22 protein-coding genes are annotated in these 21922 nt (G+C 59.3%); 17 read left to right on the top strand and 5 right to left on the bottom strand.

All coding sequences use genetic code 11. From position 1 onward, the window contains the following. The first annotated feature begins 106 nt into the window (after positions 1-106). The 12 genes from OP10G_RS17835 to OP10G_RS17880 all read left to right on the top strand — a co-directional run bounded on the left by OP10G_RS17835 (position 107) and on the right by OP10G_RS17880 (position 10924). Positions 107-706 carry a hypothetical protein gene (locus OP10G_RS17835; protein ID WP_025229081.1) on the top strand — a complete coding sequence of 200 codons (600 nt, stop codon included), beginning with the start codon at positions 107-109 and terminating at the stop codon, positions 704-706. A gap of 136 nt (positions 707-842) precedes the next feature. Beyond that, entirely contained in the window at positions 843-2660 is a 1818-nt protein-coding gene (locus tag OP10G_RS17840) for a PBECR3 domain-containing polyvalent protein (protein WP_144241230.1), read from the top strand. A 669-nt stretch (positions 2661-3329) separates the two neighbouring features. After that, on the top strand, positions 3330-3941 hold the full coding sequence (locus OP10G_RS26440) for a hypothetical protein (RefSeq protein ID WP_144241231.1): 612 nt from the start codon (positions 3330-3332) through the stop codon (positions 3939-3941). Next, positions 3938-4366, top strand: a complete 429-nt coding sequence (locus tag OP10G_RS17850; protein ID WP_025229078.1) for a hypothetical protein — start codon at positions 3938-3940, stop codon at positions 4364-4366. The genes OP10G_RS26440 and OP10G_RS17850 overlap by 4 nt, the downstream gene beginning before the upstream one ends. Positions 4367-4854: 488 nt before the next feature. Further along, the gene (locus OP10G_RS17855; protein WP_038473328.1) at positions 4855-7095 is read left to right on the top strand and encodes a M90 metallopeptidase family protein; all 2241 of its coding nucleotides are present in this window, start codon (positions 4855-4857) and stop codon (positions 7093-7095) included. 80 nt (positions 7096-7175) lie between these two features. Next, positions 7176-7379 (top strand): hypothetical protein, encoded by a 204-nt coding sequence (locus OP10G_RS17860; RefSeq protein ID WP_025229076.1) that lies wholly within the window; start codon positions 7176-7178, stop codon positions 7377-7379. A gap of 559 nt (positions 7380-7938) precedes the next feature. After that, positions 7939-8106 carry a hypothetical protein gene (locus tag OP10G_RS26990; protein ID WP_158409280.1) on the top strand — a complete coding sequence of 56 codons (168 nt, stop codon included), beginning with the start codon at positions 7939-7941 and terminating at the stop codon, positions 8104-8106. 221 nt (positions 8107-8327) lie between these two features. Continuing rightward, complete coding sequence (locus OP10G_RS26445; protein ID WP_144241232.1) at positions 8328-8507, top strand: hypothetical protein; 180 nt, start codon at positions 8328-8330, stop codon at positions 8505-8507. A 209-nt stretch (positions 8508-8716) separates the two neighbouring features. After that, the gene (locus OP10G_RS26450) at positions 8717-8914 is read left to right on the top strand and encodes a hypothetical protein (RefSeq protein ID WP_025229074.1); all 198 of its coding nucleotides are present in this window, start codon (positions 8717-8719) and stop codon (positions 8912-8914) included. Continuing rightward, on the top strand, positions 8911-9822 hold the full coding sequence (locus tag OP10G_RS17870) for a hypothetical protein (RefSeq protein ID WP_025229073.1): 912 nt from the start codon (positions 8911-8913) through the stop codon (positions 9820-9822). Before OP10G_RS26450 ends, OP10G_RS17870 begins: the two co-directional genes overlap by 4 nt. After that, the gene (locus OP10G_RS17875; RefSeq protein WP_025229072.1) at positions 9822-10601 is read left to right on the top strand and encodes a hypothetical protein; all 780 of its coding nucleotides are present in this window, start codon (positions 9822-9824) and stop codon (positions 10599-10601) included. The genes OP10G_RS17870 and OP10G_RS17875 overlap by 1 nt, the downstream gene beginning before the upstream one ends. Further along, entirely contained in the window at positions 10598-10924 is a 327-nt protein-coding gene (locus tag OP10G_RS17880) for a hypothetical protein (RefSeq protein WP_025229071.1), read from the top strand. Before OP10G_RS17875 ends, OP10G_RS17880 begins: the two co-directional genes overlap by 4 nt. A 47-nt stretch (positions 10925-10971) precedes the next feature. Here the strand turns inward: OP10G_RS17880 and OP10G_RS24960 are convergent, their stop codons facing one another. From OP10G_RS24960 to OP10G_RS17895, 3 genes are all read right to left on the bottom strand, one after another. Beyond that, positions 10972-11682: a biotin--[acetyl-CoA-carboxylase] ligase gene (locus tag OP10G_RS24960; protein WP_025229070.1), complete on the bottom strand. Its 711-nt coding sequence runs from the start codon at positions 11680-11682 to the stop codon at positions 10972-10974. Continuing rightward, positions 11679-12494, bottom strand: a complete 816-nt coding sequence (gene nadC, locus OP10G_RS17890; protein ID WP_038475819.1) for a carboxylating nicotinate-nucleotide diphosphorylase — start codon at positions 12492-12494, stop codon at positions 11679-11681. Before nadC ends, OP10G_RS24960 begins: the two co-directional genes overlap by 4 nt. A 145-nt stretch (positions 12495-12639) precedes the next feature. Next, positions 12640-14079 carry an MATE family efflux transporter gene (locus OP10G_RS17895; RefSeq protein WP_025229068.1) on the bottom strand — a complete coding sequence of 480 codons (1440 nt, stop codon included), beginning with the start codon at positions 14077-14079 and terminating at the stop codon, positions 12640-12642. An 89-nt stretch (positions 14080-14168) separates the two neighbouring features. Between OP10G_RS17895 and OP10G_RS24965 the strand changes: the two genes are divergently transcribed. From OP10G_RS24965 to OP10G_RS17910, 3 genes are read left to right on the top strand one after another with little or no spacing between them, the layout of a single operon-like run. After that, positions 14169-14900, top strand: a complete 732-nt coding sequence (locus OP10G_RS24965; protein WP_052547824.1) for a Type 1 glutamine amidotransferase-like domain-containing protein — start codon at positions 14169-14171, stop codon at positions 14898-14900. A 6-nt stretch (positions 14901-14906) separates the two neighbouring features. Further along, a complete protein-coding gene (locus OP10G_RS17905; protein WP_025229066.1) occupies positions 14907-15413 on the top strand; it encodes a TlpA family protein disulfide reductase in 507 nt (168 codons plus the stop codon). Next, positions 15413-15820: a hypothetical protein gene (locus OP10G_RS17910; RefSeq protein ID WP_025229065.1), complete on the top strand. Its 408-nt coding sequence runs from the start codon at positions 15413-15415 to the stop codon at positions 15818-15820. Before OP10G_RS17905 ends, OP10G_RS17910 begins: the two co-directional genes overlap by 1 nt. An 85-nt stretch (positions 15821-15905) precedes the next feature. Here OP10G_RS17910 and OP10G_RS17915 read toward each other — a convergent pair whose 3' ends face one another. Next, a complete protein-coding gene (locus OP10G_RS17915) occupies positions 15906-16781 on the bottom strand; it encodes a hypothetical protein (RefSeq protein ID WP_144241233.1) in 876 nt (291 codons plus the stop codon). A gap of 679 nt (positions 16782-17460) precedes the next feature. On the opposite strand from OP10G_RS17915, the gene thrS reads away from it, so the two are divergent. Continuing rightward, complete coding sequence (thrS, locus tag OP10G_RS17925; protein ID WP_038473332.1) at positions 17461-19257, top strand: threonine--tRNA ligase; 1797 nt, start codon at positions 17461-17463, stop codon at positions 19255-19257. Between the two features lie 47 nt (positions 19258-19304). Here thrS and OP10G_RS17930 read toward each other — a convergent pair whose 3' ends face one another. Further along, positions 19305-20543, bottom strand: coding sequence for an NHL repeat-containing protein (locus OP10G_RS17930; protein WP_144241234.1), 1239 nt, complete (start codon positions 20541-20543; stop codon positions 19305-19307). A gap of 542 nt (positions 20544-21085) precedes the next feature. Between OP10G_RS17930 and OP10G_RS17935 the strand changes: the two genes are divergently transcribed. Then, positions 21086-21616, top strand: a complete 531-nt coding sequence (locus tag OP10G_RS17935) for a hypothetical protein (protein ID WP_025229061.1) — start codon at positions 21086-21088, stop codon at positions 21614-21616. The last annotated feature ends 306 nt before the right edge of the window (positions 21617-21922 follow it).

Raw genomic sequence — 21922 nt, forward strand, 5'->3', positions numbered from 1 at the left:
AAACCACCGACCGCGCCCGCTTCCCCCGCCGAGCGCTCCCGTGGAGAAGGCGAAGGATGTAAGAACGGGGCGCTGACCGCCCTGGCTCCGTACCTCGGCCGGACGCGTGGGGGTCGTTGACGCCCCATGCGGCGGGGACATCAAACAGAAGGGTGCAAATTACGACCCGGAGTTCAAAGTTCGGGCGGGAGACCGAATGGCGACGCTCGCCCATTTGGAGCGTCAGCTGGCCGGCTCCAAGGATCTCAACCTGGTGGCTCCGCTCAAAGCGGCCTACGACCAGGCGCTCAGCGTGAACAAGGCGCAGATCGCTCGGATCCTCGACCGAAACAAGAAGAACCTCCCGGTTTACGACCCCCAGGATCCCAACTCGGCGGAGTCGCTCGAAGCGGCGAGATACCAAGCGCTCCTGGAGGAGGGAGGCCGGCTCCGGGCCAAGTCAACGATGCTCGGAGAGTTAATGAGTCGACTGAAAACTCGAAACGTGCCTACCCAGCAAGGGGCGACGACGCCAGTCAACCCCCTCGCCGGCTCGATTGGGGCGCGCGGCTCGAAGTTGCAAGTCCGCGCGATCCCAAAGCGGCCCTCGCCACAAGCCGCATTGGATCGACAGCAGGGGCTCGAGTTAATCAAGCAGCACCCGGACAAGGCAGCCGCGATTCGGGCGCGCTTCAAGAGGACGCACGGGGTGAACATCGGTGGCTAGACCTGGTCTCTACGACGACATCATCAACCCCGGCCCTTCGCGGCAAAGAGGGTTGTACGACGACATCATCGCGTCACCACCCGCCAAGAGTAGCGCTCCCTCACTCGCCTCCTTGCAGGCGAAACGAGCGGCGCTCATGGAGTCGGCTAAGACCGCCGACCCGGACAGCGTTCAATCCATCAATGCCCTCATCGCGGGGCTGAACAAGCAGATCGAGTCATACACGGGAAAAGATAACTCCGCGCGAATTCGCCATGCCGGAGATACGATTCCGCGGCCGAGCCCAAGTGTTCCGGCAGGGTCAGCCACGGGTACCGGGTTGCCGGGGCAATTGGTCGACTGGGGGAGCGCTCTGCATCAGCTAGGCGCGATCTACGCCGACGGGAATCGGGACTCGCAAGGGAAAGCCCCCGCCCTTCGGGCGGTCGTGCGGGCGAAACGCGGAGAACTGCAAAGCAAGGTCGACAGTTACAATGCACGTCTCCCGCTAGGGGAGGTGGGGGTGAACGAAGGAGCGCAAGGTAGGCAGTGGCAACAGGCTATTAACGCCATCGATGCCCACCGAAACTGGTGGGGGAGCTCTGCGATGATTCGACATGCCGGCGACCGTATTCCTACGCCGGGGCCGATCCCTGATCCGTATGTAACTGGTGGAGAGAGCGATGGAGGGCACGACGCAAGCCTGACCGCTTTCTCGCTTTCGCTAGCGTCCATGGGTGGTGGTGGCACTCCCCCGCTAAATCCTTACTTTGTGGCGGGAGTGGACCCGACGAGCGACTCCTATCAGAAATCGATCCATAACATTGCCTCCGACTATCGAGCCGGAACCCAAAAGATTCTGTCTGCTCCCCGAAAGGCGATCCACGCCGCATCTGACGCTATAAGTATGGCGACCGGTGGCCAGCATATTGACCCAAGCATCTATGAAAACGACGCTCCTTGGTACACGATCGAGGGAGCGTCCCGGGCATCTAACAAGATTGCGGAAAATCTGCCTTACGCGGCTCCTGGCGTCGGCCAAGCGTTGATGCTCACGCAACTTATGGACCAGAGCGCGGCGTTCGTCTCGAACCCCAAGGCGGCTGCGATCGAGCTTTGGCACGGCGCAAATCCGTTCCAAAGCGGCATCCAGTGGGAGGATCGCCTAATGCGCTCCGCGGTGATCATCGGGCTTCTTAGGCGCGGAAAGGTGATGGTCGACGACTTCCAGATCAAAGCTCAACTACGTGGTTTGGGAGCGAGCGCAGATGAAGCGGCAACGACCGTCAACCTTGCCCGTCAGGGCATGGCAAAAGGATACGGAATCGACCTGAAAGGCGAACTGGTCGGCATTGCAAAACAATATGGTCGACCTGAGGTCGAAAATCTTGCAAAGAAAATGTATTCCGGAAGTAAGTCCGAATACGCTTCGACCCAAACGGGACTTGGAAAAGGAGTACAAAGTCAGCAACCGACTGAGGCGCAGCAGGGCGCTTCGCCAACTGCCCTTATCGGAGTCACACGCCAAAGCCAGTTTAAGAGTGCCGCCGAATTTGCCATCGCAGTTCGTGACAACCCGGCGATGAAAGACAGACTTACAGTGGGTAATCTCAGTGCAACGTCCGCGGATCTAATCTGGCGCAGCACGGGGATTCGACTAAAAGGGCCTTTCGCTATTAGAATTTACGGCGATGGTATAAGGCATGCGCTGAATCGACACGGAAATGAAATCCATGGACAAATGTCGATTGCACCTGAAGATTTCAACTTGATCGAGGATGCTATTAATAATCCTGATCGAATCCAAAAAGACATCGAAAGTGGACCCGATGGCAAACCCAGGATTGTTTTCGAAAAGACAAATAAAGGGAAAATATTTGTCGTGACAGCAATCTACGAACCTAGGCGCGCCAACAAAGCGGTTGGTGAACTGCGTTTTGTCACGATGTATAAGCACAAAGCAGAACGACAGTGAAATGGCGCGCTGCTGCGTGAAGCTTTCGCCTCCTTGAGCTCTACGTCCGAAACGTCACGCGCCTAAGGTCATGATATCACATTTTGGCCGGCATCAAGCCGAAAGCCATTAATTCGTGTTAATGGCAATTTTTGCGCCAAGCAATCTCGACAAGGAGCGGGCGAAATTAGGTTTATAACCATGTACAAGCATCGAACAGCTCGTTAACAATGGAGCCTTAACGATGACATGAGCCCCGGGGAACAATTTCCAGTCGGCATAACGCAAGGGTTGGCCCTATCCCCGACCGATCGAAAGAGCAACGGCGCGCTGCTTCGTGAAGTTTTGGCTTCCTTGAGCAAACGTCTAGAACGTCACGCGCCCAATTGGACTATACGATATTTTTGTTGGCACGAAGCCGAGCACGCCTGGCGTCCCAACGCCGGACCAATTGCAGGAGAATTTTGACGATGGCCTGCCGGAGTATCGAGTGGCGACCGGAGCCTCCGATGGGAAGGGCGTTGTCAGTGTCCGACGTCGCGGATCGCTCGTCAACGATGCGCGCCTTACTTTGACCAAGGCGGAAAATCGGGCGGTCGCTGCCGCCGAGAGCGCTTCTATTGAAGACCGCAATTCATTTTTTGGTCTTCTCCTGCATCGCAGTCGATTCGGAAGAAGATCGAAAAGTCATTGATCAGCCGGCGAAGGGTCCTGGCAGGCGACCTCATTCAGGATTCGATGGGAAGGAGGGTGATTGTTCTCGGAGAGATCGAAGCTTGGACCGCGGATGAAAATCGGTTCCACGTTAGGTACGGAGACGGTTCCGAGGGGTTGGTCGCCCCCGAAAGAGCAAAGCTCGTTCGGGAAGCAGAGCCACCGCCAGGAAAAACTAATACCACCCGCCAAAGAGGGCCGACACCGGAAACGGGTCGGCCCTCTTTGGTTCTGGATGAGCCCGATTCGACTGTTGGGTATGCGAAGTCGAAAGAGTACCGGGAAACCTTTCTGAAGAAGAACCCGCACCTTGGAAGGGAAGTTGTCGTTCATCATGCTGTCCCCCAGCATGTCTTAGTGAAGTATCCAAACCTCTTCACTCCAAATGAGATACATTCTCTGGAGAATCTCAGGAGGATTCCGAAGGAGCTTGATTCGACCCTTCATCATCGGGACATTCGCGGCGAGTGGAACCGATTCTTTAGAGAGAATCCGACTACAACAAGGTCAAAGATTTTTCGGAAGGTTAGGGAAATCGCTGCGATGTATGGGCATCAGTTTGTTCCTCCTGTAAGAGGCGGTAAGTGAAATACTATCTAGTAGAACCGGAAGTGGCAGGAAGTTATGATGACGACTCCCAGGTGGATAGGAGCGTTCATCCGCCGATTGTCAGCCATCTCAACTTTTCTTTCGACGACTGGCTTGGAGACGCCATCGTTCAGTCGTTTCCTGTATACGTCGTGACGGAGCAAGCTCAGCACGAGATAAGAAAGGCCGGGCTGTCCGGTGCCGTGTTCGACGACATGGAGGTTTCCCTTTCGGGAATGTTCGAACAGTTACACTCGGATTCGAACTGGTTGCCCCGATTTGTGTGGCTTAAACCGGAAGGCGTTGCCGACAAAGACGACTTTGGGACCGTACAGCCAACCACGCTCGTTCTATCCGAACGAGCAGTGGATCTCTTCACGAGGCTTGGCTTCAATCACGCCGAAATCGAGCCGTACGTTCCTTAGCGAGATCGATTCGCTGATCGTTATTTCTTACACGTTCGACTCTTTTCGAGTTCCGATGCCTTGCCTCTGGAAAGCTAAATAAATAGATTGGCCCTCAGGTGGTAATGGGACTTGTGAGCCAAGCCGCTAGTTTCCCCAAATCTGGATTACGCAAAGACGACTCGTGAAGCGTACGACTCGATCGGCCACGGTAACGATACGGCGTCCGACGCCTATTGGCTCCCTTACCCGAATCTGGTCCATCCGGAATGCCGCTTCCTCTGTCCGGATCTATCTCGGGCTCACAAGTCAGGCCGGCCGAAATCGGTTCGAGCATTCCGGGCGGGGTAACGGATATCCGGGTAACGGGAAATTTCCCCCTCACCGTCGGTGCGACGTCGCAGGCGGAGATGCCGCCGGGACGCTATCCATTTCCAGGTCGATCGGCTAGCACCAGATCCGCTCCGCGCAAGGTCGGCCAGCTCACGTTCATCCCTAAGCGATAACCCATGGCACAAGATTACGATGTAAGAGGACCCGATGGAACGAGTATCGGCGCCGTTCGCTGGAATGGGACGGGCGAGCCGACGGATGCGGATCTCGCGAGGATGGCGGCGGGACTAAGAGGGCAAACCGGGCCTTCACTCCGCCCGCAATCTCCGGCAAGTACCCCAACCGGCATCTCACCGACGATGCCTTGGGGTGACGCGCTTCACCAACTCTCTCAATACGATCAAGGCGAGAGAAAGGGCTTGGAGTACAGCGCGCCGGAGTCGGCAAGGCGAGGCGCTTTGAGGTTGTTGCTCCAAAGGAAGTACCAGCAACTTCAGAAGGTCGTCGCGCAGAACCGCAACGCTCAAGCCCTCAACGAGTTCTCGCCGTCCGACATCCCGAAGTTCCAAGCCCAAGAGCGAGCGCTCACGACACTTGAGCAGAACAAGCGACTCTGGAGTCAGCCGCCGCAGACTAAGGCCAATTCCGCCGGTTCGACTTCGGGCGGCGCGAACGCTAACCCCCTCACCGCGGGCCCTGGTCGCCAGATTGCGGCGGCGGGGCGCCAGGACAACTCGGCGCGAAGTCGGCATGCGGGCGACACGATTCCGAAGGTCCGAGTCCAGGATATTCCCGACTCGTTTAAGATTCCCAGCATTCCTGCTTACGTATTGGCCCAGGATGCGACGGCTGGCAAGCCCATCCAAAAGACTCGGGCCGATTGGGCAGCTCACTGGGCTCGAATCGTAAACGGCATCCCTTCCGCCCATCCGACGGGGCCGGATTACGTGACGTTTGAGGGTGCTTCGCGGGGTATTCAGGACTACGTCAACGAGACGACGGAGTCGATTGCGGATTGGCTCAAGAACCTCGGCGGGGGTGTCCCGGCCGACGTGGCGGCCCATATCGCCCTCGTCAACAACCCACTCGGTGTGTTCCCAGCCGTTCATGATGCGGTGAAGGATGCGGGGGCGGGATTGATCGCGAACACCGTCACCACCCTCCCTCAGGCGGGATCCTCACTCCTAACGGCGACGGACACAACACGCCCGGCGTCCGATCGTTTGAAGGCGACGGGGGAAGTAGCCCTCGCTGCCTTTCGCCCTGAAGCATTTATCGCCGAACTTGGAAAGGCGGGAATCGGGGCGGCTAAATCGGCGATTATCACCGCGCAAGCCAAGCAACTCCTTAAGGCCGGCAATGTAGAAGAATTCTTCGCCTTCATAAAGGGCCTCGAGGCTCAAGGTGTCGATTGGAAGCCGGCGATTCTGCCAAACCTCCCTCAGGACCTTGCAAAGGCGGTCAAGACCGGCGTTAAAGCTGCGCTGCGTCCCCGGTTCATGGGCCATGCAGAGCCGGCCGCCCCAAGCGTCTCCGAAGCGCCTCGAGGGCCAAGGGTGGGCGGGCCGAGGGTCCGCTCCGACACGTCAGCCTACGCCGAGATGGCTGGCAAAGGTAGCAAAGGTCCGGATAAAACCATTCGACCTCAAGAGCCCATCATCGGAACACCTGGAAAGGATGGAACTTTCCTTGCAATAGATCGAGAAAAGGATAAAGGACAGGCGTTTGCGCACTCAAAAGATGCCGCTGACATGCTTTTGGCCTACTTCAAAGGACTGGATGAGAGATTATTCGATAAGTCTCCCGGCTTTGACCAACAGTACGCAGATGTCCTGAAGACTCTTCCCGAATATTCGGATGGCTTTAGCCTGCAATTCCACAATTCAATCAATTCCTCCAAGGCAAGGGGAATGTATAGTGCGTTTTCGGGTATTGCGCAGATTGCTCGGAATTACCGTGGGAGCGATCTGCTCGGTACGGTCATTCACGAGTTTGCTCACCACCTTCAATTCTTTCTAAATGAGAGGGACATGAGGATCCTTCAAAAGCAATTCGAGCTCGAAAGCGAACGCGACTCTCTCCATTCTAATGCGTATCGTTACAAGAACTTCAGCGAATGGTGGGCAGAAAGCGTACGAGATAAGGTCCAAAGGGAGCAATTCGACAAGATTGCCCTGGATAAGATCGAGAATCCATTCCTACGAGTTCTAAAGCGTAGCTGGATAGCCGTGAAAGGTGTTCTGAATACGCTTTATCGCGTCTACATTCGGAAAGGGAGACGCGATGAAGCTTCTCGGATTTACGAAGCCATCACAAGCCCTGTTCGAAGTCCATCGGGCACGTTCAAGCGTGAGCATCTGGGCATGAGTGGTCCTGGCGGGGAGCAGCTTATCGACGATATCGGGTTCGGAGGCTAGTGCGAGGAAATGCGAATGACAAAAAACCGGTTCCGTGAGAAGCCAGCATGCTGTATCATTAAGAGGGGCTGAAAATTGACATGTTCTTAGAGCGCTTCTTTGAGATTATTTTCTACCCTCTCTTTTATGTCTTAGACTGGCTTTTAGGCGTGGACGAGGCCCGCATCGATCGGAAAATCGAGGAAAACAGGAAAAGGTTGGACTCTATCGACGTGAAGAAACTTGTGCGAGAGGCCATGGAGAGGGGAGAGGATCCCGCCATCTACAATACCAAGGATATCTAGGGCAGGAGAGGGTAAGGCTCTCCCAACTTTGAACGGGGTTTCCTCAGGTCAGATACTGTCCTGAGTCCTGGACGGTGAGTCTGAGGAAGAGGCAAGTTTCAGGGCGATCCATAGCCTTCAAGCGGCGATCGGCGAACGGCGTGCCGCAATCGCCGAATTCGACGGCAGTTCGATAAAGCTTCAGAGGAACATCGCCGCCTAGCGGCGAACGCTCAAGCCACCCGCCACCGGCGAATGCCGCCACCTCTCTCCGGATATATCCCCGGCTCAAAAGTTAGGCCGGCCGAAAGGGGAAAGATGCCCGACGAAGTAGCTCGAATCTATGAAGCTATGACAAGCCCTGTTCGAAGTCCATTGGGAAACTTCAAGCGAGAGCATTTGGGTATGGACGGTGCGGGCGGGGTGCAACTCACTAAGAATCTTGGCTAGCGGGGTCCCGCTGGTGAAAATAAATTGGTCCCTTGAGAAAACAGAAGCCAGTATTATTAATGAAGAACGAAAATGAAGACGTTTTTTTGAGCGCCTCTTCTGCATTCTTTTGTATCCATTCTTTTGTGCCATGAACTGGCTTTTTGGGGCGGACGGTGCCAGCATCGAACGGAAAATCGAGGAAGACAGGAAACGGTCGGATTCTTTCGACGTGGAGAAATTTGTGCGAGAGGCCATGGAGAGGGGAGAGGATCCCGCCATCTACAATACCAAGGATATCAAGGGCGGGAGAGGGTAAGGTTCTCGGAGTTCTCGCGCCTAAAGGCCAGTCACAGCGTTCATCCTTGTGAACGACGAGGCGGCGTCTATCGAAGGAGACGACTCGGACTTGTAAGGTCCCCGATCGTCACTGCCGCTCGCTCTGCAGCTAGCGCCCGTCCAGCCCAAGGCGAGGACGCGGTTTGTTCATGGAATTGTCGAAAGTGCTTCTCCGCCACCTGCAGAGTGTCAAGGCAAGTGATGAAAAAAGATGCTCAACAAGATGAAAGAATCGCGCCGGTGGGTAACCCTGATAGCTCAACAGAAGCAACTGCCCGAATCGATCGGGACGGGTCGGCCGATGATCTGAGCTTTGTCTTTGTTCCGCCGGTCGTGGATGAAGTGAGCCCGGTACTCGGCGCCGTCGAGACAAACCATTAGCCACAGACGAACACGCTAACTGAACTGGGGTCTCCTCGGTAAGTAGGTAGGAGAAGGCGGCGCCCGTCAGGCCCTGGGTGTTAACCGCACATGAAGCGTCACGCTCACCACAAGACAATTGGGCTTCCAGCCTGAAATTCGAATTGATACCGCATCAAGCGGCCCCGCTTCCTAGTTAGGGAGCGGGGCCGCTTTCGTTTAGGAGAATCATGAAAAAGAAAGCTATTTCGAAGAAACCGAGCCCACTTATGGGTTTGGGAATCATCGGCGACTTGCTCGGAGCGAAGTCGCCGGCTAATAAGAAGAAACTACCGGCGGCTCCAAAGCCACCGAAACCAGCGCCGCCGATCTTCCCAGTCGTCGCTCCGAAAGCTGCGCCGGTCAAAAAGCGGGGAGGTAAGAAGTGAGTCGAAACCCGGCAAGCTCGGTCGTCGACATCGCGGTGCAAGTTTCCGGGCTACAGGCTTACATGTTCCTGTCGGCGGGCGGCACCGTCAACGTTACCGGCATCTTCGTTAACAACTACGGAGACCAGACCGGAAACTCGTTCGCCTCCACCATGGGTGCGGCAACCGCAAAAACCCTTACCGACTTCGCGGGAGCGATCCCGTCGGATGCGGTGGGGGCGATCTTGGAGTTCTCGGGCGCGGCCTACGCGGGCTTCGGAGCTCAAACTCCGGGGTACGTGACGGACTTCCAGACGAACCCGTCGAGATATGCGCCGGTCCCCGCTTCGACTCCGCAGGTGTTCGGGCGCGTGAACCCGCTGACCTACCAGCCGTCGATCGCGATCTCGGCGCTTCCGAGTGAGAGTCACATCGGGGAGGTGGGCGGCCGGATCGCTCGAACCGGCGATAGCTTCACCCGCCCCGCCGATACCACCGCGTACGCCTCGGGCGACCTCGTGGCGAACAGTGTGACGGCGGGAAGCGTGACGCCGCTTTCGTTTGCGGTGGCGCGGGTGGCGCAGGGGAGCGGAATGCTTCGGCGGCTGAAGCTGCGGAAGAGCAACACCTCCCTGACAAACGCTTCCTTCCGCGTCCACCTGTACCTCAGCAGCCCGGTCCCCTCGAATGGCGACAACGGCGCTTGGCTCACCGATAACGGCGCTTCCTACATCGGCTCGTTCGACGTCACCATGGACCGGGTCTTTACGGATGGCGCGGTCGGGATCGGAACCCCGACGGTCGGCACCGAGATCAACTTCGCGCTCACGTCTGGCCAGGTGGTCTACGGCCTTATCGAGGCCCGGGCCGCGTACACGCCGGCAAGCGCCGAGGTCTTTACCGTGATCTTAGAGGACTTGCAAAACTAATGGTCCCCGGCACGATGCGAGCGGCCGTCCTGTCGGGCGGCTACGATCCGGTGGTGTCGGCATGGATCGCAGCCGGCGGCTCGGCCAGCGCGGCCACCCTGGCCGCTACCGACGCGATGGTGAAGACCTGGCGTCGGGACGGTTACTTCGGCAAGATCACCACGTTCGTGGGAATGTTCGGCGCCGACCTCAATTCGGCCCTGCTCCCTCTCATCGGAACCGCGCCGACGCCGGTGAACTTCGTCAGCGGCGACTACTCGGAGGGCGCCGGCCTTACCGGAAACGGGACCAGCAAGTATCTGGACTCCGGTCAACAGGCGCCGGGACCGGCCACAGGGGGAATGGGGGTCTACATGCGCACGCTGATGTCGACGGCGGCTTTTCGCACGCCGATCGGCTCCTCTGGCGCGACCGATCTGTACCAGATCATCCAGAACAGTACGCCAAGCTATCAAGCCACGTACGGATTAACGGGCCTTACAACGGCGGTGAACGCCCAGATGCCGGTGGGCGCTTGGCACGCCGACCGAAGCTCTTCGACCCGCCTCGATCTCTACTTTAACGGCAGCTCGGTCAGTAACCGAACGACCTCGACCACGCCGGCGGCAAACGGCTTGAACGTGTACGTGTTCGGCCGGAACCAGTCGGGAAGCGCGGGTGGCTTGGCGGCGGTTTCCTTGGCGGGATACTGGATGACTTCTTCGTTGACCGCCGCGGAGGCGCTGGCCATGTACACGAGCATCCAAACCTGGCAAACCGCGCTCGGGAGGAATGTATGACCCCCGCAGTATTGACGATCGACGGCCAATCGTTCGAGGAGCTGCCCGCGAACGAACAGGCGGCGTTCAACATTCAGCGATGCTTCGACGTGGCGGAGAAGGCGTGGCGGGACGGGCACTGGATGGAGTGCCGGCAAAGCGACGTGGACGAGATCAACGCCCGCCTCGCCGGCTCGGCCCGCGTGATGCCGCTCACCGCGTCCGATGGACGCCTGATGCTTTGCGCGGATCTTCTCACCGACTGCGGCCCCGGCGGAACTTACGAACCAGCGGCGGACTTGCTGCAGGGGCTCACCATCGTCGTCTGGTCCCCGTCCGCCTAGCTCGGCGCTTGCCCCTCCCGCTTCGGCGAGAGGGGCGGTTTTTTTGTTTAGGAGCCGAAGATCGCGTCGGCGGCGAGGACGGACTGCGATTCGCCGTCTACGGAGCACAAGAGCTGGCCGTCGGAGCCGATCCCCAAGGCTATCCCCTCTTCTCCCGAAGGGAGGCGGAAACGCTTGCCGGGAGTTGCGTCGAACAGGTTCCAGATCGGAGCCAACGCGCCCCAAGAAGTTGGCTCGGGAAGGTCGGCGAGACGGCTGACGATGCGGTGGCCGACCGCCTCGGGGTCGTAGGTCCCTCCGTGCACGATCGACGCGCTGGTGGCGATCTCTTCGAGATCCGCCGGAAACTCCGATTGGTTCAGGTTAATCCCGATCCCCACCACCGGTACCTTTCGGCCTTGGGAATCGGGCAAAAGCTCGGTGAGAATTCCGCCCAGCTTTTTGCCACCTTCCACCAGGTCGTTCGGCCAGCGGAGCTGGCAGTGCAGTACCCCGGCGGCCGCGATGGCGGCGGCCATCCCCACTAGGTACGGCCTCGGGTGGTCGGCGTAGGCGTGGAAGACGAGCGAATAGGTGAGCGAGTCCCCTTCGCGGCTCACCCACGGACGGCCGAACCGGCCTCGGCCCTGAGTCTGCTCGCGGGCGAACACCACCCCGACCGGCTCACCGTTCCGGAGCAAATCCCCCGCGACTTTCTGTGTGCTCGGCACTTCGTCAAGGGCGCGCCATTCGAATCCGCCATCTAGCGGTGACTTCATACGATCTCCAAGTGAAACGGCATCGAGGGCGCCGAGTGGGTGAGCGCGCCTACCGAGATGAGGTCAACCCCGGTCTGGGCAACCCCGCGAACCGTGTCGAGGTTGATCCCCCCGCTCGCCTCGAAGAGGCAGCGCCCCTTGTGCGCCTTCACCGCCTCGCGCATCATGAACGGGTCCATGTTGTCGAGCAGAATCACGTCGGCGCCGGCTTCGATCGCTTCCGCGACCTGGTCCAGCGTTTCACATTCGACTTCGATCTTGGTCATGTGCGAGGCATAACCTTTCAGGCGTTTCACCGCCTCTTGGATGGAGCCGGCGGCGGCGATGTGGTTATCCTTCAGCATCGCGCCATCGTACAGGCCCATCCGGTGGTTGTGTCCGCCTCCACACCTAACCGCGTACTTCTGCAGGGTGCGCAGCATCGGCAGCGTCTTGCGGGTATCCACGATGCGGGCGTTGGTCCCCTCGATCTTCCGAACGAAAAGGTCGGTCAGCGTCGCCACCCCGCTCAGGTGCATCATGAAATTTAAGGCGGTCCGCTCCGCCGTCATCACCCGGCGAGCGGGAAGAAGGCCGCTGATGATGATTTCGCCCCGTTGCACATATTCGCCGTCCACCCGGTGGACTTCGATAAAGGCGTTTTCCGGATCGGTCGAGTACGGCGCCAGCAGATACTCGGCGATCGCCACTCCGCACAACACGCCCTCCGCCTGCGCCTCGATCTGCCACTGGATCTGAAGATCCGGCGGAAGCGCTCCGCTGGTAAGGTCGCCGCTCCCCACGTCTTCTGCGACGGCATCGTCGACGATCATCCACCAATTCTGCGGTTCGGGTTGCAGCCAAATGCTCACAAGTAAGAAGGGTTTACCCTTTTCTAAGGCGGAAGGCAGCCGTAGCGTCGGCGCCCTCGCCGATGATCCCCTCCCAAAGCATTAATCGGGAAGAGCCAGGCGTGGGCTACACCTTCTGAGTCTTCCATTTTCCTTGACGGAAAACGAGGAAGGCTAAGACCCCTTGCAGCCCCTGAGTGGTGGTCAGCGCCCACCAGGCGCCGGTGGTGCCCATGCCGGCCCCGATCGGAAGCGGTAGGAATCCCCCGAGGGCGAACCCCTTCGGCAGGGTGAGCAAGATGGCCAGCGGCACCCGCAGCCCCCAGAGGCAGAACATCGCGATCCAGAGTGGCCGCACGGTGTCGCCCGCTCCCTGCATCGCTCCCATCAGCACCATCGCCGTTCCAAACAGAAACTCCGTTGCGCACAGGTACTTCAGCAGCATCGAAGCCTCATGGATGACGCCTGGATTACCGGGGACGAGGACGGTCGCAATCGGCTCCGCGCCGAGGAAGAGAGGGAGCGCCAAAACGAGCGTTACTCCGGCTCCAAAGCGGCACGCCATCCAACCGAGTTGCTCCGCGCGATCCGGCCGCTTCATCCCCAAGCTCTGCCCGACCAGGGCCGCCGCCGCGGAAGAAAGCCCGAAAGCGGGCATAAACATGATCGACTCGAGCGCAAAGGCGAGGCTAAGCGCTCCGATGGCGTCTTCCGCGTTCGGGACTTGCTTCAACACCTGCATAAACGCGGTGAGCGAAAAGACCCGCAGAGTCGACATCACCGCGGCCGGGATGGCGATGCGCAAGATTCGTTGGGCCCAAGCCCGCTCCGGAAGCCGGAACGGCTGCATCTTCCCAAGCGGCGTGCGCCGGGCATACAGGATGTAGGCGATGGACGAGAGAGTCGCGCTTCCAGACAAGGCGCAACCGGCGCCCAGCAACCCCAGCCCCGCGCCCGGAACTGTGATCGGACCCAACCGGTGAGCGGGGAAGATCAGAAGGAAGTTGAGCAGGATGTGCAGAAGAATCTGGATACCGGAGATCACCATCGGGCTTCGCGTGTCGCCGATTCCTCGTAGCGAGCCGGCCAGGGTTTGGATAATGAAGATCCCCGGCAGGCCGCAACCATACGCCATGACGAAGTAGGTCATGTCCCGCTTCGCCTCGAGGGCGCCCGGCGGCATGATCCACTCGGCCGTCAGATGCGCGATGCCTGTCGTCAGCAGCATCATCGCGATTCCGGCATAGATGGCGAGCGAGAGCGATTGGCGGGCCGCTTGCCGTACCTGCCGGCGCTCGTCTGCTCCAAAGGAGCGGCTAACCAGGGCCGTGGCGCCCGTAGCGATGGAGATCGCCAGGGAGAACATGAGGAACATCACGTTCGTCGCGCCCCCTTGTGCGGTCAGCGCCGCCGCGTGGAGATGGCCGATAAAGCCCCGGTCGAGCAACGTGTTGACGACTTGAAGCGAGTTGAGCGCAACCGCCGGCCACGCTAGCGTCCAAACGACGCGCGCAGGGTTTTCGTAGGCAAACTCCTGTTCCGGTACGGCGTCGGCGACGGTGCTCACGGGATGAGACAGGGTACCCGGAAGGCGGAGACGTGAGGACAAATCGACACGCCCACCTCTCTGGCCGTACACTCATTCGCGTGAACATAATGGCAATCGGCGGAGGAGACGTGCTGGGTGGTGAAACCGAGTCGATCGACCGAACACTCGTCGAGCTCTCGGGCGTCGATCGCCCAAAACTGCTCTTCATCCCAACCGCCAGCCAGGATGCCGAGGGTTACGTCGACACCATTACCGAGGCGTACGGACGCCTCGGCTGCACCGTTTCCGCCCTTCGCCTCTGGGGCGAGGATGGTAACGCCGAGATCGCGGCGAAGAAGATCGATGCCGCGGATGTGATCTACGTGGGCGGGGGCAATACCAAAGCGCTCATCGCCCTTTGGAAAGAGCTGCAAGTGGACAAGGCCCTGAAAAGCTTTCTCGACTCTGGCCGGCCCGCCGGCGGGCTCAGCGCCGGTGCTCTTTGCTGGTTCAGCACCGTGAATAGCGACTGGCCTCAGTTCGAAGCGATTCCGGGGGTGAACACCGCCCCGCTCGAGTGCCTGGGCTTTGTCGACCTCGCCCTATGCCCTCATACCCGCGACGAGGGGTTTCGCCTAAGCGAGTTCCGGGAGATGATGAGGGACGTACCCGGCGCCGGAGTCGGCCTCGACGACGCGTGCGCGATCCAGATTCGGGGCGAGGAGTACCGCATCCTCGCCTCCCAGCCCGGAGCGGTGGCTCACCTCATGTTTTCTGAGAACGGAATGGTAAGAGAAGCGGAAATGCCGCCACATAACGACTTTAGACCGTTGAATCGGTTGCGGCGCGGCGTAATCTAACAAGGCATGGTTCGTTTCCTTCGCGCGTCGATTGGGTTGGGCATCGTCATCGCCGTTCTGGGCTGCTCGGAAAACAATCCGTTGGTCGGGAAAGACGCTCCGGACGTTAAGCTTGCCCCCATAAAGGCAGGGGGAGACGTGTCCCTCAAGGACCTGAAGGGTAAGGTCGTCCTCCTCGATTTCTGGGCAACTTGGTGCGGACCGTGCAGGCAATTGATGCCGACGATCGTCGACATGAAATCGAAGTACGGACCCAAGGGGCTTGAGGTGCTGGGGGTGACGGCGGAAGACCGCGCTCCCGTGCTCCAGTTCCGCCGGGAACACCCGGAGGTTAACTACGACCTTTACTTGGATCCAGCCGGAATCGCGAACACCCTTTACAAGGTAGAGGGCTTGCCTACCACGGTGATCATCGGCCGCGACGGTAAGGTCGTCTTCTGGGATGCCGGCTTCGGAGGCGATTCCCACCGAAAGATCGCCGACGCGGTCGCCGCCGCGATGGCAAATGGCTGATGCTCTGGCGCAGCCGCTACGAGCCGAAGATTCTCCGCAACGTGGAGCTGCCCGAGCGACTCCCCGACGGCATCGTCCTCGCCGCGTTTGATCCCAAAGGACTGGGGGAAGTCTCCCTATGGCTTCGGCTCGTCGACTCCGCCGGTCTTCTGGAAAAGACGCAGGTAATCGTTTTCGGCGATCTCCAGGAACTCCCCCGGATCAAACTTCTCCTCCCCAAGAGCCTCCACGACCAACTCGTAGTTCGGAAGGATGTCGAAGGGAAGTGGGCTCGGCTAATCGAGCCGGACACCGCGGCGCGGGCATTCAGCATAGTTTCTCGCCGCGGCGTAGCCGAGCTCATCGTCACCGGCCCCCCAACCGAAGACGTATGGGAGGAGTTCGAGCGGATCGCCTGTCTCCCTTAGCCCCGAAGGGGCGACCTCCTAAAGCTTACTAGGGTGCAGCAAAGCGGAACCCTGGTAGAGACACAAACTTTCTCGCCGTGGCACGTCAACCCCTAACCGGCCGAGGCGCCACGAGCGGACGCCAACCCCGGATCTCGTCCCGGTTATATGGCGCAAACCTCGCCGCGCTGAAGTCGTTCGTGGCGGTCGGCGCCAGACTCCACGAGGTCACCTTAACTTTCGTCCCGAACTGAGCTCGTTCCGTAAAGTAGATTCGGCTCAGCGAATCTTCGTTGGTGTTTGGATCGGTATAGATCTCGAACGCGATCGCCCGCCGCGGATCGGTGTCGTACACCTCGTAAACGGAGTTCGGAGCGGTGATATCGAGGTTGTTGAACGGATCGTGATAGGTAGAAGTCTCGTACGGCGTTCGGCCCGGCATCCAAGAGCGGTATTTCGCCCCGCTCGGATCCGCGTAAAGCTCGCGCAGGAGGCGCGTGGCGTACGACGACCGCCCGGAGGCGGAGGCCGACTGGTTCATGCTGTAGAGCAGGTCCCTCGCGTACGTCGGACTCTGCAGGCTCGGATCCTGGGAATTCTGAACGTCGTACGGAACCACCGAGTAGGTGTGCTGAATCCGATCGTAAGCCCAAACCAGCTTCCCATCCGCGATCGTCTCACTGGTGTAAACCGGAACCCCATTCGGGCTGATCGAATCGATCAAGTTCGACTTGATGACCACCCGCCCCGTCGAGTCCGTACTCGTCTGGTAGTAAAGGTCCGAGTTGATCGGCGTGGATACCTTGTCAACCCTCTCCGTCCCGGTGATGGAGAAGTGAAGCCCGTCGTTCATCCGGAGCTTGTCGAACACGCCCTGAATGCGCAGCTCCGCCGCCTGCCCCGCCGTTTGCGCTGGGGTCGTCTGGGCTGAGGTGCCGGCGGCAAGCGCCAAGCCGGCAACAATAATCGGGAAGCTCTTCAAATCTCTCAAACTCCTTTTCGGCAGACGCCACCGCGCCACCATGCTCCCCTGCCTCTACGACTCGAAGATTATCCCAAAAGTTCCCCTGCAGGTTATCCAGGCAGAGTGGCACGGGCGGCTCGCCCGTGGGTATCTCGGGCGGCCCGCCCGAATAGAAAGCCTCCCGTTCATCCCTATCTAAACGGAATCAGGTCAGAGCCGGGCGGGACGCCCAGTGTCCGGGGAGCGGACGGCGACGTCCGCGCTCCGATGCGTACTGTGATAACACAGGTCGGCCTTGAATATCGTGTTGACGAGCGTCGAGGTCAGGACGGAGAAGCATGCTCGCGCTGATCTCCGGACCTAGGAAGGTCTAGAGGCCCCGTTGCTCATTCGAGCCCGCGGTCTCGCCCGGGAAAGCGATTTGGAGCGCGAGCTTTAGCTCGCATGCGAGGTCGACTTCAGTCGACGTCCCCGGCCGCCGGCAGAAGCCCGATCGGCGCGTGCGCACTGAAGTGCGCGCTCCATTTTTATCCCCGCCGGACCGAGGCTACGGGCAAAGATTCGTCGAGTGACGACATCTCCGTGGATAGATTCCCCCTGTCCCCGCCCGCCGAAACCAAGCCGCCAACCGCCAACTCGCCTGGTATTCTATAGCGGTCTGACATCAACGATCCCTTGGTATGGGAAGGAAAAAGAAATGGCCGCACAAGCTTACGAACAGTCGTATCTCTATCGACTTCGCCACTCCGCCGCTCACCTATTGGCCCAGGCGGTGACGGAACTTTATCCGGGAGCGAAGCTCTCCATCGGCCCGCCCGTCGAGAACGGGTTTTACTACGACATCGATTTCCCGACCCCGCTTCGCGAAGAAGATCTGCCCAAGATCGAGCAGCGGATGAAGGAGCTGGCCAAGCTCGACCAGCGGATCGAGTGCAAGCCGGTCGACCGCGAGGAGGCCAAGCGGCTCATCCTCGACGACACCGTCCCCGGAATGGGCGCCGCCGTCGCCGAGTACAAGCTCCAGCTCCTCGACGCGATCCCCGCCGGCGACCAAATCACGTTCTACGACCAGCAGCGGACGGACCGGGAAGGGAAGTTCCACCGCTTCCTCGACCTCTGCCGCGGCCCCCACGTCGACAGCACGAAGGAGATCAAGAACTTCAAGCTGATGAACCTCGCCGGCGCGTATTGGCGCGGCGACGTGAAGAACAAGCAGCTCACGCGCATCTACGGCACGGCTTTCGAGACCAAGGAAGAGCTGGAGAGCTACCTGATCATGCTGGAAGAAGCCAAGAAGCGGGACCACCGCCTTCTCGGCCGCGAGCTTGGCCTCTTCATGTTCTCGCCGCGCGTCGGCACCGGCCTGCCGCTGTGGCTGCCGAAGGGCGCCATGCTCCGCCAGGTCATGATCGACTTCCTGCAGAAAGAACAGGTGAAGCGGGGATACGACCCGGTCGTAACCCCCCAGATCGCCAGTATCAAGCTATACGAGAAGTCGGGCCACATCATCACGTTCAAGGAAAAGCTGTTCCCGTTCATGGAGGATGAGGAGAAAGAGACGTACATCCTCAAGCCGATGAACTGCCCGTTCCACATCGAGATCTACCAATCTCAGATGCGCAGCTACCGCGACCTGCCGATCCGCTACGCGGAGTTCGGCACCGTCCACCGGTACGAGCAGTCGGGCGAAGTCACGGGCATCCTCCGGGCACGCGGCTTCACGCAGGACGACGCTCACCTATTCGTCCGTCCCGACCAGCTAGAGGAAGAGTTCATAGCCGTGGTCGAGCTCACCAAGCGGGTGCTCGACAAACTTGGCCTCCACGACTTCCGAGCCCGCGTCGGCACCAAGGATCCGGCTTCCGACAAATACATCGGCCACGACGATAACTGGACGGCCGCCACCAACGCCATCACCGGCGCCTGCGAGAAGATGGGGATGGAGTACTTCGTCTCCCCGGGTGATGCCGCCTTCTACGGGCCAAAGCTCGACCTCATCATCAAAGACGCGCTGGGGCGTGACTGGCAGATGGGAACGATCCAGGTCGACTACAACCTGCCGGAGCGATTCGAGCTGGAGTACATCGGCGAGGACAGTAAGCCCCACCGGCCGATCATGATCCACCGCGCCCCGTTCGGCTCGCTGGAGCGGATGATCGGACTGCTGACGGAGCAGTACGCCGGCGCCTTCCCGTTCTGGCTGTCGCCCGTCCAGATCGCGATCCTGCCGATCGCCGACCGCCACAACGACCGCGCCGCCGAGCTTGCCTCTGAGCTCAAAGAGATGATCTACGATACGCGAAACCTTCGGGTAACCGTGGACGACCGCCGCGAGACTCTTGGCAAAAAAATCCGCGAGAACCAGCTCCAAAAGGTTCCATACATGCTGATCTTGGGCGACCGCGACCTGGAGAACGGCACCGTCGGCGTGCGAAGCCGCGAAGAGGGAGACCTCGGCGCGATGTCGCTCGAAGACTTCATCGCGCGGCTGTAAAGGGATGGGGGCCCTTAGTTAAGGGCCCCCATCCAGCGCGTCTTGGATCAGTGATACTGGAGGGTGTAGCACACGTTAGTGCTCGCGCCGGGGCTTCCGGAGTAGCCGGTTAGATACATGCGAGGTGGTGAGGTGCCAGCATTGAACGCGAATGCCTGAGCGGTCGCGTCCGCCGCTTTGTTCGCAACCTTACCGGTTCCATCAGAGGCGAGATAGGCAAGGGCAACGTTGTGAAACTCGACTCCGCCGACGTACACGGTGCTGCCGGCTAAGGCGATGCCGAGGGCGGTTCCGCTCACGGCGAGCGTTTCGTCGTCGTATTGTGACCAGACCTGCGTGCCGCTAGAGGTGTATTTCCTCGTGGTTATGCCGGCTCCGCTCATCGCTACGTATGCGTTGTCGCTGGAATCTGCCGTTATCACCGACGGAGAGCCGAAGGTCGTGCTATTGATCACCGTAAAACTCGCCGTTCCGCTTGCGGAGACGGGCAGCCGAAGGAGAGAACAGACGTTCGCCGGGCTTCCGGTAGCATAGGTGTATCCGGTAACGAAGATGTAACTGCTACCGAGCGCGATTCCGGTCGCATAGTCCTCGTTGTTGCTGGCGTCGTTATAAGTGGCGGTAAACGCTTTGGTGATGGAGCCACTCGAGTAAACGTACCTTGCGGCGAAGATGTCGTTGTACGTTCCATTGGGAGTTTTTCCCGCTACTAAGACTCCATTCCCGCTCGATGCGGCCGCCACCGCCCTCGGCGTTCCCGCGTAACTATCCAGGTAGCCGGCCAAGAACCCGGTGGAGTGGGTGTATGCGAGGATCTGATACTTGACGGTTCCGCTTCCGGAATCGGCGTGCGTTCCCACCGAATAGACGTTGGCCCCATCCGCTGCAATATAGAGCCCCTTGTCTTGGTGGTCCGCTTGTCCGCCGGAATAGTAAAGAGGGCCCCCCGTGTGCGTAAGAATAGCCCCCGTGGAAGGGTTCAGTTCGACGGTGTAGGTCGAAGTTGGTGCGGTGGAAATTCCCGGCGTATCGTACGCCGTACCGGTGATCCAAACATTTCCGGACGAATCTTTCGCGATCCCCCCGGGTGTGTAAAATTCATGGGGTGGCGGCGTAGTTCCGCCCAGAGCCGGATCGCCCTCGGCACAAATTGTGGCCCAGATCTGATTGCCCGAAGTGTCGTATTTGATGACTTCTAATCGGGTTCCGGGGACGAACGCCGGTTTCAGGGCGGGTGAGTAGCTGTCGAGTCGAGACCTTATCGCACTGGCAGGATCGGATCTCATTGCAGAAAGGAAACTCTCGTGAGCCATGCTCCGGACCGCCGGCCCAACGTGAGAATTCTGATCCGCCAGAGTCGAGCCTGGTGGCGGCCCCCCAGTTCCTCCGCCTCCGCCTCCATTTGGATTCGGAACCTGCAACAGAACGTAGACGTATGGCGTCGACGACTCGATGCTCGTGACGGCGGCCGCCCCACTTCCGTAGCTAAAGGTTTTCGTCCAATCGAGCACCCCCGAGAAGCCGGCGCTGCCTCCCGTGGTCGATGTCCCGCCGGTGACTCCGGACGTTCCCGGAACCAAAGAATTGCCAGACGAAAACCCAACGACAGCGGCCAAACCGATTAGCGCAAGAGCCTTGCGGGCAAAACTAATCGCACTTGAATACATGAAATTCTCCTCAGCGTCAGCGACGCTTATGCAAGTGTAAAGTAGATTTGAAGAAAGCCGTATTTCGTTTAGAACTTTGTACGGTAATCGACGACGTTCCAACAAAGTTGAAGAGTTCAAGACCAGATGACTTAAAAAGAGATTTGGCGTAAACTAATCTCGTGAAAACCACACGACTTGCAAAAGAGTCGCTCCATTTTGGGCGCACGGTCGCCATCGTCTTAGCCGCGAGTGTCATCGCCATTGCCCCAGCTCAAATGGGAAGTCAAGCGCGACGGCCCCGCCTACCTAAGCCGAAGATCAAGTCATCGTTCGTGCCGATCGGCACCTTGGTTAAGACAGCCGGCTTTCCGCTTGTCCAACTACCTTCCGCGGGCTACATCATGATGCTCTCCGAGCTCGCGACGCTCCCCAAAGGATTTGCTGGGAAATTGACCTCTCCTCAACCCGTGGTGATGCTCACGTTCGGATCGAAGAAAGGAGGGGTTATCCGGCTGTACGAAACCCCGGCCGTGGCCGGAATTCAGCCAGACGCTCTGATTCGAGAAATCGAGAAGGCCCGGGTTTTTAAGGACATCAGCAACCGTCCGGAGTGGACGATCAAAGGTCGGTCCGTCGGAGGACTATTCTTAGTACCCACCTCCAATTCGATGGCGCTAGTCGACGCCGCTTGGAAAGCCCTCGGCCAATAATTCTGCCCCGGCTTTCACCCTAACCACCTGAGCAAGAAAAAAAGGGACCACGTCTACGACGTGGTCCCTTTTTTCTTGCTCAGCGGCGTTCCTATTTAGTTCCGGTCTGAACTCCCGGAGGAGCTGGATCGACGGTGCCGTCGAAAACTCCTCCGTTTTGAACCTTTCCTCCGGCTTTAACCTGCGGCTTTGCCGCCGGTGGTGTCACCGGCGCTACCGCGTCTGTACTTTCGCCTTTGCAGGCGCAGCACGTGGCAATAACAAATCCGGCAATTCCAAGGGCAGGCAGAATACGCATTAGGTTTC

Source organism: Fimbriimonas ginsengisoli Gsoil 348 (assembly GCF_000724625.1).
Lineage (GTDB): Bacteria > Armatimonadota > Fimbriimonadia > Fimbriimonadales > Fimbriimonadaceae > Fimbriimonas > Fimbriimonas ginsengisoli.